Annotated in this window: 11 protein-coding genes; 10 read left to right on the top strand and 1 reads right to left on the bottom strand. The window is 36.3% G+C overall.

All coding sequences use genetic code 11. The annotated features are described in order from the left end of the window. Positions 1-13: 13 nt before the first annotated feature. The 10 genes from rseP to BR52_RS05305 all read left to right on the top strand — a co-directional run bounded on the left by rseP (position 14) and on the right by BR52_RS05305 (position 13,655). The gene (gene rseP / locus BR52_RS05350) at positions 14-1,291 is read left to right on the top strand and encodes an RIP metalloprotease RseP (RefSeq protein ID WP_034570009.1); all 1,278 of its coding nucleotides are present in this window, start codon (positions 14-16) and stop codon (positions 1,289-1,291) included. A 64-nt stretch (positions 1,292-1,355) separates the two neighbouring features. Continuing rightward, a complete protein-coding gene (locus BR52_RS05345; protein WP_034570006.1) occupies positions 1,356-3,062 on the top strand; it encodes a proline--tRNA ligase in 1,707 nt (568 codons plus the stop codon). A 168-nt stretch (positions 3,063-3,230) separates the two neighbouring features. After that, positions 3,231-7,574 (top strand): PolC-type DNA polymerase III, encoded by a 4,344-nt coding sequence (locus BR52_RS05340; protein WP_034570002.1) that lies wholly within the window; start codon positions 3,231-3,233, stop codon positions 7,572-7,574. Positions 7,575-7,755: 181 nt separating this feature from the next. Beyond that, on the top strand, positions 7,756-8,229 hold the full coding sequence (gene rimP, locus BR52_RS05335) for a ribosome maturation factor RimP (RefSeq protein WP_034570000.1): 474 nt from the start codon (positions 7,756-7,758) through the stop codon (positions 8,227-8,229). 39 nt (positions 8,230-8,268) lie between these two features. Continuing rightward, complete coding sequence (nusA, locus tag BR52_RS05330) at positions 8,269-9,546, top strand: transcription termination factor NusA (protein WP_034569997.1); 1,278 nt, start codon at positions 8,269-8,271, stop codon at positions 9,544-9,546. Between the two features lie 14 nt (positions 9,547-9,560). Beyond that, positions 9,561-9,845, top strand: a complete 285-nt coding sequence (gene rnpM, locus BR52_RS05325) for an RNase P modulator RnpM (RefSeq protein WP_034569995.1) — start codon at positions 9,561-9,563, stop codon at positions 9,843-9,845. Next, on the top strand, positions 9,842-10,150 hold the full coding sequence (locus BR52_RS05320; protein WP_034569994.1) for a YlxQ-related RNA-binding protein: 309 nt from the start codon (positions 9,842-9,844) through the stop codon (positions 10,148-10,150). The genes rnpM and BR52_RS05320 overlap by 4 nt, the downstream gene beginning before the upstream one ends. A gap of 15 nt (positions 10,151-10,165) precedes the next feature. Continuing rightward, a complete protein-coding gene (gene infB / locus BR52_RS05315) occupies positions 10,166-12,580 on the top strand; it encodes a translation initiation factor IF-2 (RefSeq protein ID WP_034569993.1) in 2,415 nt (804 codons plus the stop codon). A gap of 35 nt (positions 12,581-12,615) precedes the next feature. Beyond that, entirely contained in the window at positions 12,616-12,963 is a 348-nt protein-coding gene (rbfA, locus tag BR52_RS05310) for a 30S ribosome-binding factor RbfA (protein WP_034569991.1), read from the top strand. A 95-nt stretch (positions 12,964-13,058) separates the two neighbouring features. Further along, a complete protein-coding gene (locus BR52_RS05305; RefSeq protein WP_034569986.1) occupies positions 13,059-13,655 on the top strand; it encodes a hypothetical protein in 597 nt (198 codons plus the stop codon). Between the two features lie 65 nt (positions 13,656-13,720). On the opposite strand, the gene BR52_RS05300 is transcribed toward BR52_RS05305, so the two are convergent. Beyond that, complete coding sequence (locus BR52_RS05300; protein WP_034569985.1) at positions 13,721-14,563, bottom strand: DegV family protein; 843 nt, start codon at positions 14,561-14,563, stop codon at positions 13,721-13,723. Positions 14,564-14,739: the final 176 nt, after the last annotated feature.

Genomic DNA, 14,739 nt, shown 5'->3' with positions numbered 1-14,739 from the left:
AGGAGAGTGTCAAATGATTACAACCATTATCACGTTTATTATTGTCTTCAGTATTTTAGTTGTTGTCCATGAATTTGGACATTACTACTTTGCTAAGAAATCTGGGATTTTAGTTCGAGAATTTGCGATTGGTTTTGGTCCTAAAATTTTTTCATACCGAAAAAATGGAACAACCTATACGTTACGTATATTACCAATAGGTGGATATGTTCGAATGGCAGGATTTGGAGAAGAAGAAACTGAAATTAAGCCAGGAATGCCAGTAGGACTAGTTATTAATTCTGACAATATCATTACAACAATCAATACATCAAAAAAAACGCACTTATTAAATGCTGTCCCAATGGAAGTTGTTGCATTGGATTTAGAAAAAGAATTGTTTATTGAAGGATACTTAGCGGGGAATGAAGACGAGTTAGTTCGTTATTCAGTACTACGCGAAGCAACAGTGATTGAAGAAGATGGTACTGAAGTACAAATTGCACCAATCGATGTTCAATTTCAATCAGCGAGCCTTCCAAAACGTATGATGACAAATTTTGCTGGACCAATGAATAATTTTATTCTAGCAATTATTGCCTTTACGATTATGGCTTTTATGCAAGGTGGGGTTGTTTCTCATGAAAATCAATTAGGAGAAATTATGCCAAACAGTATAGCAGCTAAAGCTGGGTTAAAAGAAGGCGATAAAGTTTTAGAGGTTGCAGGTAAGAAAACGACAACTTGGGTTGAAATAGCGCAAGAAATCCAAAAATATCCAGCAAAAAAAATTAACTTAAAAGTAGAATCTGAAAAAGGAGAAACAAAAGTCATTTCCTTAACGCCAGAAAAGCAAGATACAAAAGACGGCAAGAAAGTCGGCATGATTGGAATAAAAGCGGCGATGGATACTTCTTTTACAGCTAAAATTAGCTACGGATTTACGCAAACATGGTTTGTAATTGTCCAAATTTTAACAATTTTAGGATCTATGTTTACTAAAGGATTTTCAATTAATATGTTTTCTGGTCCCGTTGGAATTTACGCAACAACGCAACAAGTTGTCCAAACAGGATTTTACGGTGTTTTCAATTGGTTAGCTTTCCTAAGTGTCAATTTAGGAATCGTCAACTTATTACCAATTCCAGCGTTAGATGGTGGGAAATTACTATTAAATATTATTGAAGGCATTAGACGTAAACCACTGGATCCTGAAAAAGAAGGAATTATTACAATGGTTGGCTTTGGTTTATTAATGTTATTAATGGTCTTAGTGACTTGGAATGACATTCAGCGCTACTTTTTTAATTAAAATGACAAAGTAAATTTCAAATGAAAAATCATTGGTTTTTCATTTTTATAAAAGGAGAAAAATAATGAAACAGTCAAAACTATTCGTACCTACATTAAGAGAAGTTCCAAACGATGCTGAGGTAATCAGCCATCAAATGCTATTGCGAGCTGGTTACATCAGACAAGTATCAAGTGGGGTGTATAGTTATTTACCGCTAGCAAATCTAGTGTTAGAAAAATTAAAAACCATCATTCGCGAAGAATTTGAGAAAATTGATGCGGTAGAGATGCTAATGCCATCCTTATTACCACGTGAACTTTGGGAAGAGTCTGGACGTTATGAAACCTATGGCCCAAATCTAATGAAACTAAAAGATCGTAGTCAGCGGGATTTCTTATTAGGTCCTACTCATGAAGAAGCTTTTACAGCCTTGATTCGTGATGAAATCAATTCATATAAACGTTTGCCGTTATCACTTTATCAAATTCAAACAAAATTTAGAGATGAAAAACGCCCTCGTTTTGGCTTATTAAGAGGCCGTGAATTTATCATGAATGATGCCTATTCATTCCACGATAGTGACGAAAGCCTAGACACAGGGTACCGTCAATTTGAACAAGCCTACAACCGTATATTTGAACGCTGTGGTTTAGAGTTCCGTAGCATCATTGGTGATGGTGGCGCGATGGGTGGAAAAGATTCAAAAGAATTCATGGCGATTTCTGATATTGGTGAAGATACGATTTGTTATTCAGATGCTAGTGATTATGCGGCGAACTTAGAAATGGCCACTAATTTCTATATGCGCAAAAAATCTCATGAAATCGAAAAAGAATTAGAAAAAGTAGCAACACCAAATGCGGGTTCTGTCGAAGAAGTAGCAACATTATTAGAAGTTGAAACAAGTCGTGTGATAAAGAGCCTATTGTTTATTGCGGATGAAAAACCTATTTTAGTGGTGGTTCGTGGTGATCACGAAGTCAATGACGTGAAATTAAAAAACTTTCTTGGAGCAGATTTCTTAGATTTAGCGACGGATGAAGAAGCCATCAAATGGATTGGAGCTGACTTCGGTTCAGTTGGTCCAATTAATATCAATGAAGAGATTCGTGTGATTGCTGATCGTTATGTCCAAGACTTAGCAAATGCAGTTTGTGGTGCTAACGAGACAGGCTTCCACTACGTAAATGTAAATCCAGAACGTGATCTCAAAATTGAAAGTTATGAGGACTTGCGCTTCGTTATGGAAGGTGAACTTTCGCCAGACGGACAAGGTGTTATTCAGTTTACAAAAGGAATTGAAATTGGCCATATCTTTAAACTAGGCACTCGTTATAGTGAATCAATGAATGCAACTATTTTAGATGAAAATGGACGTTCAGTTCCAGTAATCATGGGTTGTTACGGAATTGGAGTGAGCCGTCTACTTTCAGCTATTGTTGAACAACAAGCAGATGAAAAAGGAATCAATTGGCCACGTAATATTGCGCCATACGAAGTTCATTTGGTTCCTGTTAATATGAAGGCAGAAGAACAAGTTAACTTAAGTGTAGAACTTTACACAAGTCTAGAAAATGCTGGTTTATCTGTTTTAATGGATGATCGTAATGAACGCGTCGGTGTGAAATTTGCTGATTCTGATTTAATTGGAATTCCAGTTCGAATCACAGTGGGTAAAAAAGCGAGCGAAGGCATCGTAGAAATTAAATTACGTAAAACAGGCGAAACAATTGAAGTTAAAAAAGAAGAATTAACCGATACATTGAATATTCTTTTAAACACCATTTAAACAAATAAAAGCAAAATGAAGAGTCTTCATTTTGCTTTTATTTTTAATTTTAGTAAAATGAAATATCGTTTCGCCTCGAAATTTGGTACAATGATAAACGTAGCTATCAAAGATGGCAAACAGATACAAGTCAGTGTTTGCATGTATATATATAGGAAGGGGTATCCCATGAGTTTAAATCAACAAGAATTGTTTCAAAAATTACTGGAACAAGTAGACCTACATCATGAAGCAGGCTACCGCCCTTATTTTGAAAATGGAAGTATCAAGAAAGTGACTGTCCATAAGCAATCTAAAATATGGCATTTTGACTTTTTATTTAAAGACATATTGCCATTTGAAGTGTATCAAAATTTATCAGAGCGTTTGCAAATTTCATTTCGAACTATTGCAGATGTCACATTTTCAATAGAGGCAGAAAATCCACAGTTAACGATTGAAAAATTAGAACATTATTGGCCAGAGGCTGTTAAAAAAAGTGGCGTATCTTCACCTCTAATCAATAACTTATTTGCGCAACAATTACCTATCATGAATTTAAAAAAAGTTCAACTTTTTGTTGAAAATGAAGTCGTTAAAAGTCATCTACTAAATGAGTATTTGCCTCCAGTAGAAGCAGAATACCAAAGACTAGGGTTTCCTCGCTTCAAAATTGAACCGATTATTGATGAAGTTGCCAATGCTGAAAAATTAGCTCAATTCCAAGCAAAAAAAGAAGAAGCAGATGCATTATTAGCAATGCGTGCTTCTGAAAATTTGCAAAAAGCTGAAGAAGAGAAGAAACGCAATAAAGATCAAAAACTGGTGAATTTGCCAAAAGGACCGATCGTTTTAGGGCGCCAGATTAATGCTAAAGAAGAAGTCAAACAAATGAGTGAAATTATTGAAGAAGAACGTCGAGTAACGATTGAAGGGTATGTATTTGATAAAGAAATTCGTGTACTACGTTCTGAACGACAAATTATGATTTTAAAAATTACAGATTATACTTCTTCTTTTTCAGTTAAAATGTTTTCCAATTCGCCAGAAGACGAAGCTGCCTTTGCTGCCTTGCAAAAAGGCATGTGGGTCCGAGCAAGAGGAAGCGTTCAGGAAGATAGCTTTATGCGTGATTTAGTCATGAGTGCTCGTGATGTAACCGAATGGAAGCATGAGGCTCGTAAGGATACAGCTGCTGAAGGCGATAAACGGGTTGAATTACATTTACACTCCAATATGAGTCAAATGGACGCGACAAATAACATTACTGATTTAGTTGCACAAGCTGCTAAATGGGGGCAACCTGCTATAGCAATTACCGATCATGGAGGCGCACAATCTTTCCCAGATGCTTTTCATGCAGGTCAAAAACACGGTGTGAAAATTTTATATGGAATTGAAGCTAACATCGTTGATGACGGTGTTCCCATTGCCTATAATCCAGATCACATTGAGTTAGCCGATGCAACCTATGTCGTTTTCGATGTGGAAACAACGGGATTATCAGCTGTATATGATACGATTATTGAATTAGCAGCAGTTAAAATGTATAAAGGAAATGTGATAGAAACATTTGAGCAATTTATCGACCCTGGTCATCCACTATCTCAAACAACCATTAACTTGACTGGGATTACAGACGACATGGTGAAAGGCTCTAAGTCAGAAGAAGATGTGTTAAAACTCTTCAAAGAATTTTCAGAGAATCATATTTTAGTAGCTCATAACGCTAGCTTTGATATGGGTTTCTTAAATACAAGTTATGGTAAATATGATATTCCAGAAGCAGCTAATCCCGTAATTGATACATTGGAATTATCCCGATTCTTACATCCACAATTAAAGAGCCATCGTTTGAATACTTTATCAAAAAAATATGGTGTTAATTTGGAACAACACCATCGCGCTATTTATGATTCTGAGTCAACTGGGCAGCTATGTTGGATTTTTCTAAAAGAAGCAAAAGAAGAACATAATATGCACTATCACGATGAATTAAATCTGCATATTGGTGAAGGGGATTCTTATAAACGAGCAAGACCTTTCCACGCGACAATTATCGCGACCACCCAAGCAGGGTTGAAGAATTTATTTAAACTGGTTTCTATGTCAATGGTGGATTATTTTTACCGTGTGCCTCGAATTCCAAGGTCAAAATTAAATGAGTTACGAGAAGGTTTAATCATCGGATCGGCATGTAGTCAAGGTGAAGTTTTTGAAGCCATGATGCAAAAAGGCTATGACGAAGCTAAAAATAAAGCCAAATTTTATGATTATCTAGAAGTTATGCCAAAACCAGTTTATGCGCATTTATTGGCGCAAGAATTAGTTAAAAGTGAATCTGACTTAGAAGAGATTTTGCGCAATATGGTAAAAATGGGGGATGAACTAGATAAACCCGTTGTTGCAACTGGAAATGTTCACTATTTGAATGAAGAAGATGCAATTTACCGTAAAATTTTGATTCATTCTCAAGGCGGGGCTAATCCTTTAAATCGTAGCATTTTACCCGAAGTTCATTTTAGAACAACAAATGAAATGCTTCATGAATTTAACTTTTTAGGCAAAGAAACCGCTCATCGAATTGTTGTAGAAAATACCCAAAAAATAGCTGATATGGTAGAAGAAATGACACCCGTGAAAACGGACTTATATACACCTAAGATTGAAGGATCAGAAGAAGAAATTCGAAAACTGAGTTATGATGAAGCGAAAAGACTTTACGGAGATCCTCTTCCTGAAATCGTTGAAAAAAGAATTGAAAAAGAATTAAATAGTATTATTGGAAATGGTTTCTCGGTTATCTATTTAATTTCTCAAAAACTAGTGCATAAAAGTTTAAATGACGGTTATTTAGTTGGTTCACGTGGCTCTGTTGGTTCAAGTTTTGTTGCAACCATGACAGGAATTACCGAGGTTAATCCGATGCCTCCACACTATCGTTGCCCAGATTGTCAATATTCTGAATTCTTTGATGATGGTTCAGTGGGTTCAGGCTTTGACTTACCAGAAAAACCTTGCCCAAAATGTGGGGCAAGATTGTTTAAAGACGGACATGATATTCCATTTGAAACCTTCCTAGGATTCCATGGCGATAAAGTACCTGATATTGATTTGAACTTTTCTGGAGATTACCAACCTCAAGCACATAACTATACTAAAGTTCTTTTTGGAGATGAATATGTTTTTCGAGCAGGAACAATTGGTACGGTAGCAGATCGTACCGCCTATGGTTTTGTAAAAGGCTACGAACGGGATATGAATTTGAATTTTAGAGCAGCAGAAATTGACCGATTAGCCAAAGGGTCTACTGGAGTGAAAAGAACAACTGGACAACATCCGGGAGGAATTATCGTTATTCCAGATTATATGGATGTTTATGACTTTACTCCAATTCAATTTCCAGCGGATGCTCAAGATTCTGAATGGAAAACGACACACTTTGATTTCCATTCTATTCATGACAATGTTTTAAAATTAGATATACTAGGGCATGATGATCCTACCGTCATTAGAATGCTGCAAGATTTATCTGGAATTGATCCAAAGACCATCCCGACAGATGATCCTGAAGTAATGAAAATATTTGGCGGACCTGAAATACTTGGCGTTACTAGTGAACAAATTGAATCCAATACAGGAACGCTAGGAATTCCAGAATTTGGAACACGCTTTGTCCGAGGAATGTTGGAACAAACCAAACCAACAACGTTTACAGAACTGTTACAAATTTCTGGATTATCTCATGGAACCGATGTGTGGTTAGGAAATGCTGAAGAGTTGATTCGAACCCAAAATATTCCGCTTTCACAAGTAATTGGTTGTCGGGATGATATCATGGTTTACCTTATTCACAATGGATTAGATGATGGATTGGCCTTTAAAATTATGGAAAGCGTTCGTAAAGGAAAAGGTATCCCAGATGATTGGCAAAAATCAATGCGTGATGAAAAAATACCTGAATGGTATATTGATTCCTGTTTGAAAATCAAGTATATGTTTCCTAAAGCCCATGCTGCGGCCTATGTTTTAATGGCACTGCGCGTAGCTTATTATAAAGTCCATTTTCCAATTCTTTACTATGCAGCATACTTTTCTGTCCGAGCAGATGATTTTGATTTAGTGGCAATGAGCCAAGGAAAAGATGCAATCAAAGCAAAAATGAAAGAAATTATGGATAAAGGATTAGATGCATCAACAAAAGAAAAAAACCTGTTAACGGTTTTAGAATTATGTAATGAGATGGTTGAACGAGGTTTTGAATTTAAAATGATTGATTTGTATAAGTCAGATGCAAATGATTTTGTCATTGATGGAAACTCTTTAATAGCACCGTTTAGAGCCGTTCCGAGTTTGGGAGCTAATGTGGCGAAACAAATTTGTATTGCAAGAGAAGAAAAGAAATTTCTTTCTAAAGAAGACTTAGCAACAAGAGGAAAAGTTTCAAAAACTCTGATTGAATATATGACTGAGAATAAAGTTTTAAAAGATTTACCAGATGAAAATCAATTATCATTGTTTGACATGCTTTAAAATAGATAGTCCAATTTGAAAAATTACGTTATAAAAAAGCGGTTTTAACTAGTCCTATAGTTGCATTTGACGCGAATTCATGTTACTATAGTACTGTATTTAGATATCCTGTTGAGAGTGAGCGGCGACGCTCACTCTTTTTCGGCAGTCAGGTGAAAAGTGTCTAAAGGAGGCGATGGATTTGAGTAATGTGGTTGATACGGTTAAGAATATTGTTCAACCAATCGTTGACGAATTTCAGTTTGAATTAGTTGACGTAGAGTTTGTAAAAGAAGGTAAAAATTGGTTTTTAAGAACCTATATCGATAAGCCAGGTGGCATTGATATCGAAGAATGTGCATTAGTTAGCGAAAAAATTAGTGAACGAATGGATCAAATTGATCCAGATCCAATCCCACAAGCATACTTCCTTGAAGTATCAAGTCCTGGAGCGGAACGACCATTAAAGAAAGAAGCAGACTATCAAAATGCAATTGGCTCTTATATCAATATTTCATTATATGAACCAGTTGAAGGTCAAAAAGTATATGAAGGCACGTTAAAAGACTTAACAGAAGGAACATTAACATTGACCATTCGTATCAAAACAAGAGAAAAAGAAATAGAATTTGATCGTAAAAAAATTGCAAAAGCTCGATTAGCAATTAAGTTCTAAACTTATTGATAATGAGAGAAGATAGGAGAGAAATCACAAATGAGCAAAGAAATGTTAAATGCTCTTGATGCTTTAGAGACCGAAAAAGGAATTGCTAAAGAAATCGTCATTGACGCACTAGAAGCTGCTTTAGTTTCTGCATATAAACGTAATTATGGTCAAGCCCAAAACGTGGAAGTTGAATTTGATATGAAAAAAGGAAACATTCACGTATATGCTGTAAAAGAAGTCGTTGATGTCGTTTTTGACTCTCGCTTAGAAGTGAGTATTCAAGACGCAATGGAAGTAAATGCCGCTTATGAAGTTGGCGACCATATTCGCTTTGAAGTAACCCCTAAAGACTTCGGTCGTATTGCAGCTCAAACTGCGAAGCAAGTAATTATGCAACGCGTTCGAGAAGCAGAAAGAAGCATTATCTATAATGAATTTGTTGCTTACGAAAATGATATTATGCAAGGAATCGTAGAACGTCAAGATAATCGTTATATTTACGTAAATCTTGGAAAAATCGAAGCGGTTCTTTCAAAACAAGAGCAAATCCCGAATGAAGTTTACAAACCGCATGATCGCATTAAAGTTTATGTGACCAAAGTAGAAAATACTTCAAAAGGACCTCAAATTTTTGTAAGTCGTAGCCACCCAGATTTATTAAAACGCTTGTTTGAACAAGAAGTACCTGAAATTTACGATGGAACTGTTGAAATTGTTTCAATTGCAAGAGAAGCTGGCGACCGTGCAAAAGTTGCCGTGATGTCTCGTGAAGAAAACATTGACCCAGTAGGCACATGTGTAGGTCCTAAAGGACAACGTGTCCAAGCAATCGTAAATGAATTAAAAGGCGAAAATATGGATATCGTTGAATACAATGAAGATCCAGCGGTTTATATCGCGAATGCGTTAAACCCAGCACAAGTCGTTAGTGTAACTTTCAATGAAGCAGCAGGTAGTTGCGTTGTTGTAGTTCCTGACTATCAATTGTCGTTAGCTATTGGTAAACGTGGGCAAAATGCTCGTTTAGCAGCTAAATTGACAGGCTTTAAAATTGATATCAAATCAGAATCAGATATGAAAGCTTTAGAACTTGCAAAAGAAGAAGCTGGATTAGAAGAAGCCGCAGATTATGCAGAAGCAGTTGAAGCAGTTGACCAAGATATGGAAGCTGTGGATGTTGAAGAAGTGATTGAAAATATCGAAGATTTAGATGGAATCGAAGAAATCTCTGAATTAGATTCAGAAGTGGAAGAAAATATTTTAAATCCAGAAGATGCTGAAAGCATGATTGAATTGGGTGAAGAGCGAGCTGGACACGAAGAATAAAAAGAGGTGATTAGATGCAAAAGCGAAAAATTCCAATGCGCAAATGTGTTGTAACAAACGAAATGAAACCTAAGAAAGAAATGATTCGGATTGTTAGAAACAAAGAAGGACTAGTTTCCATTGATCCAACTGGGAAACTGCCTGGCCGTGGTGCTTATGTTTCTATTGAGCCAACTGTTGTTCAAAAGGCTTGGGATAAACGAGTGTTAGATCGACAAATCAATGCAACGATTACAGATGAGTTCTATCAAGAATTACTTGATTATGTTACTCATCAGAAAGCACGGATGAGCCTATGATAGCAAATGATCAAAAAATCTTAAATCTTTTAGGAATGGCTCAACGAGCTGGAAAACTTGTTACCGGAGAAGATTTAAGTTTGAAAGAGATTCGAAACGAACAAGCGAAATTAGTAATTGTGGCAACTGACGCCAGTGAAAACACAATCAAAAAAATATCAGATAAATGTCAGTACTATAAGGTTCCAGTTGCAGTGCGATTTACAAAAGCTGAAATTAGCCACGCAATTGGTAAAGAACGGACAATTTCGACCATTATGGATAATGGTTTTGCCAAAAAATTTCGTGAATTACTATCAATTTAATTGGAGGGTGATTACATGGGGAAAAAACGTGTCTACGAATACGCCAAGGAACATGACGTGTCAAGTAAACGTGTGATTGAAAAAGCAAAAGAATTAGGCTTTGACTACAACAGTCATATGTCTTCTATGGAAGACAGTCAAGTTCAAAAATTAAACCAAAGTTTTGCTTCTAAAAAAGAGCATGTAGCTCCTAAAAGCAGTCAAAATGAAGTTAAACAAAAAACAAATCGTTCACCTAAAAGTGACGTAGGAGGTACTACTACGAACTCAAAAGACAATAAACAGCAACGTCCAGCAACAACAAATGGACCGAAGACTGGAAATCAAACAACACAAGCAAAATCAACGAATCGCCCAGCGACTCAAAGTAAACCTGGACAATCAACAGCAGCTCGTCCAGCACAAAATAATACAGCAAACCGTTCGCAAAGCAACGGAACAACAGCTAACGCTCGTCCACAAACGACTGGCACAGGAAATACACGTCCACAATCAAACGGGCCTGCAGCAAGTAACAATCGCGGTGGTCAAAGTAGCAACAATCGTGGTGGTCAAGGCGGAAACCGTGGCGGCTATAATAGCTACAACAACCGTAATAATTTCAGAAAACGTAAAGGGAAACGTGGCGAAACTAAACCAGTAGCACCACCAGTACCTCGTAAATTTAAAGAATTACCAGAAGTTCTTGTTTATTCAGATGGAATGACAGTGGCAGACTTATCTAAAAAAATCTACCGTGAACCAGCTGAAATTATTAAAAAATTATTCTTGCTAGGCGTAATGGCAACATTAAACCAAGCTTTAAGTAAAGATGCAATCGAATTACTAGCTGCTGATTACGGAATTGAAGCAGAAGAAAAAATCGAATTAGATGTTTCTGATTTAGATGTCTACTTTGACCAAGAGGTAAATGAAGAAGCTCTAGTAACGCGTCCTCCAGTAGTTACTATCATGGGTCACGTTGACCACGGTAAAACAACCTTATTAGATTCACTAAGAAATTCAAAAGTAAGCTTAGGTGAGGCAGGCGGAATCACGCAACATATCGGAGCTTATCAAATTGATTTTGACGGCAAACCAATTACTTTCTTAGATACACCAGGACATGCGGCATTTACAACAATGCGAGCTCGTGGAGCGGGTATTACAGATATTACCGTACTAGTAGTAGCTGCAGATGATGGCGTTATGCCACAAACAATTGAAGCTATCAACCATGCTAAAGCAGCTGAAGTTCCAATTATTGTTGCAGTAAACAAAATTGATAAACCAGCAGCAAATGCTGAAAAAGTGATGCAAGAATTAACTGAATATGGTTTAATTCCTGAAGCATGGGGTGGCGATACGATTTTCGTTGAGATTTCAGCTAAATTTGGTCAAAATATCAATGAATTGTTAGAAATGATCCTGTTAGTAGCAGAAGTTCAAGAATTAAAAGCTGATCCAACTCGTTTAGCACTTGGAACAGTAATTGAAGCTCGTCTAGATAAGAGCAAAGGACCAGTTGCAACATTATTAGTTCAAGAAGGAACGTTGCATGTTGGAGACCCAATCGTAGTAGGAAACACATTTGGTCGTGTCCGCGTAATGGCTAATGAAATTGGTCGCCGTGTGAAAACAGCAGGACCAGCTTCACCAGTTGAAATTACAGGTTTAAATAACGCACCTCAAGCAGGAGATCGCTTTGTTGTCTTTGAAGATGAGAAGACTGCTCGTGCAGCAGGTGAGGAACGTGCAAAACGTGCAATGGTTGAACAACGTTCATCAACGAACCGTGTAACACTTGATAATTTATTCTCAAGTTTACAAGAGGGTGAATTGAAAGACGTTAATGTTATCATCAAAGCCGATGTACAAGGTTCAGTTGAAGCTTTGGCAGCCAGCTTACAAAAAATCGAAGTTGAAGGTGTCCGTGTTAAAATTATCCATACAGCCGTTGGAGCAATTAATGAGAGCGATATTACATTGGCTGCAGCAAGTAACGCTATTGTCATTGGATTTAACGTTCGCCCAACAACACAAGCAAAACAACAAGCAGAGCAAGAAGAAGTGGATATTCGTTTACACCGTATTATCTACAACGCAATTGATGAAATTGAAACAGCGATGAAAGGGATGTTAGATCCTGAATACGAAGAAGAAATCACTGGACAAGCAGTTGTTCGTGAAACTTTCAAAGTATCTAAAGTCGGTGTTATTGCTGGGGGTTATGTAACTGATGGTTTCATTACTCGTAACAGCAGTGTTCGTTTAATTCGTGATAGCATTGTTATTTTTGAAGGCGAATTGGCAAGTTTGAAACGCTTTAAAGATGATGCAAAAGAAGTTAAATTAGGATATGAATGTGGCTTTATGATTAAAGATTTCAATGATTTAAGAGTAGACGATGTAGTGGAAGCTTATCGTATGGTGGAAATCAAACGTAAATAATCAAATAGCTTCATTCATCAGAAAGAAGGGCTATTATGGCAAATTTTAGAGTTGGTCGTGTTACCCAAGAAGTACAACGTGAGGTAAATGATATCTTAAAGAAAAAAGTGAGAGACCCTCGCGTTCAAGATGTTACCATTACGGATGTACGTGTAACTGGGGATTTACAACAAGCAACCATTTATTACAGCATCTTATCTGATAAAGCAAGTGATCTTGAAAAAGCACAATTGGGGCTTGAAAAAGCTTCTGGCTTAATCAGAAAAGAATTAGGGCATCGTTTAACATTGTATAAAACACCAGAAATCATGTTTGAACGTGATGAATCAGTGGCATATGGCAATCGCATCGATGAACTCTTGCGTAATTTAAATAAAGACTAAAAAAAACTAAGATTAGTTTAGGCTAATCTTAGTTTTTTTACTGTTTAAGATTTGCTATAATAGCAGTACAATAACAATCAAAAGGAGCAAAAATAATGAATTTAGTTTCGTATTTAGGTACAAATACGCCTTTAACTCTTTCAAATACTGGAAATCAAGAAGTGGTTGCAATGATTGCCAGAGACACACTAGAAGCGGGTGTAACCGATGAAATGGTTTTAGATTATTTAAAAGAAGAAACGCAAAATCCAGAACTACTAATGAAGCAAATTTTATTCTATGACACGGAAGCCGAAATTATGGGAGGCTTTGAAATTTTGAGAGAAGTGGAAGATCAAGATCTTTTGAAGCATTTTTCAACGTCATATGTATACGAGACAACGGATTTTCCAGTTTGGGAACCTATCGAAGACGATCCTGATTTAGAAAGTTATCCGCAAGAACAGATTGTACAATATAAACAAATGATGGATGAAGCAAGGGCAGTTAATAAGGCACAGCAAGAGGGCTTTTTGAAAATCCTCACTACGTGTTTAACTGAAACAGATAAAGTCGAATTATATACATGTGATTTAACAAAAGCTAAAGAACGAGAAAAAAATCGTCGTTTAGAAAAATGGGCGACGATTCAACAAAATAAACGCTTATTAGATAGTCAAGAGCAAGAATTTTTACTAATTGAAAAAGATTAATAGAAGACAATCAAAAGGTCAAGTTATAGGAGAAATTCCTTAACTTGACCTTTTAATGGATTCAATTAGACTGTTTCATACATAATCGAAAAAGCATCTTGTCCTGCATGAGTCATAATACTCGGGCTAGCATAGTTGATAGAGTAGTTTGCATTTGGAAAATGTAGTTTTAAGGTTTCAATTAAACTTACCGTAAAAGGCGTCAAACCAATATGTGTAATGCCAATAGCTTTTATACCAGCAGTTTGTTTCATTTCATCGATTAACTTATCCATACGTTTTTGAATAGAGCGCATACCTCGTCCTTTTGTGTCTGGCTCTAATCCAGTATCAGTTAAACGCAGCAACAGTTTCATATTTAAAAAACTTGATATTTTTCCAACAGTTGGACTAATTCGACCACCTTTTATGAGGTTCTCAAGGTTTACCACACAAATATATAAAACTGTTTTATGTTTAATGGCTTCAATTTTTTCAAGAATGGTTTCCATTTTTGCACCTTCTTGCGCTAATTTAGCAGCAGCTAAGACTTGGAAGGCCATTGCCCGGTCAATAAATTGGCAATCAACGACAGTAACATCCGTGTGGGATAAATGTGAGGCTTGGTGAGCAGCTTGAACAGTGCCACTTAAATGTTCCGTTAAATGAATTGATAAGACTTGACTGTCATCTTCTCCTAGTTCATTATATGTGTCAACAAATCGTCCTATCGGGGGCTGTGACGTTTTTGGAAGGGTTGGACTTTCATTCATTTTCTCTAAAAATTCTGATTTTGTAATTGTTTCACCATCAATGTATACAACGCTATCAATCATAGCGGACAATGGCACTACAGTAATATTATAGGTTTCAATTTCTTCTTTTGATAGTTGAACTGTAGAGTCCGTTACAATCTTAATGTTTTTCATTTAGTTGCCTCCTTAAATAGAGTAGCTTTTATGAAAATGCTACCATCTTAAGAATACCAAATTTCACTTTAAAAAGACATCCATTTTGAAAAAAATGTAGAAACCTTATGAATAACTAAAGAAAAATCAAGAATAGTAGATTCTTTTATTTTCTTAACTATGTTATAATAGCGTGG

This window comes from Carnobacterium divergens DSM 20623, assembly GCF_000744255.1.
GTDB classification, from domain to species: Bacteria; Bacillota; Bacilli; order Lactobacillales; family Carnobacteriaceae; genus Carnobacterium; species Carnobacterium divergens.
This window is presented reverse-complemented; position numbering and strand designations above follow the sequence as displayed.

What these genes read in the sequence shown, in the direction of transcription:
- BR52_RS05320 (WP_034569994.1), top strand. Translation starts at nt 9,842, where the DNA reads ATGATAGCAAATGATCAAAAAATCTTAAATCTTTTAGGAATGGCTCAA.
- rseP (WP_034570009.1), top strand. Translation starts at nt 14, where the DNA reads ATGATTACAACCATTATCACGTTTATTATTGTCTTCAGTATTTTAGTT.
- BR52_RS05345 (WP_034570006.1), top strand. Translation starts at nt 1,356, where the DNA reads ATGAAACAGTCAAAACTATTCGTACCTACATTAAGAGAAGTTCCAAAC.
- BR52_RS05305 (WP_034569986.1), top strand. Translation starts at nt 13,059, where the DNA reads ATGAATTTAGTTTCGTATTTAGGTACAAATACGCCTTTAACTCTTTCA.
- nusA (WP_034569997.1), top strand. Translation starts at nt 8,269, where the DNA reads ATGAGCAAAGAAATGTTAAATGCTCTTGATGCTTTAGAGACCGAAAAA.
- BR52_RS05340 (WP_034570002.1), top strand. Translation starts at nt 3,231, where the DNA reads ATGAGTTTAAATCAACAAGAATTGTTTCAAAAATTACTGGAACAAGTA.
- infB (WP_034569993.1), top strand. Translation starts at nt 10,166, where the DNA reads ATGGGGAAAAAACGTGTCTACGAATACGCCAAGGAACATGACGTGTCA.
- rbfA (WP_034569991.1), top strand. Translation starts at nt 12,616, where the DNA reads ATGGCAAATTTTAGAGTTGGTCGTGTTACCCAAGAAGTACAACGTGAG.
- rnpM (WP_034569995.1), top strand. Translation starts at nt 9,561, where the DNA reads ATGCAAAAGCGAAAAATTCCAATGCGCAAATGTGTTGTAACAAACGAA.
- BR52_RS05300 (WP_034569985.1), bottom strand. Translation starts at nt 14,563, where the DNA reads ATGAAAAACATTAAGATTGTAACGGACTCTACAGTTCAACTATCAAAA.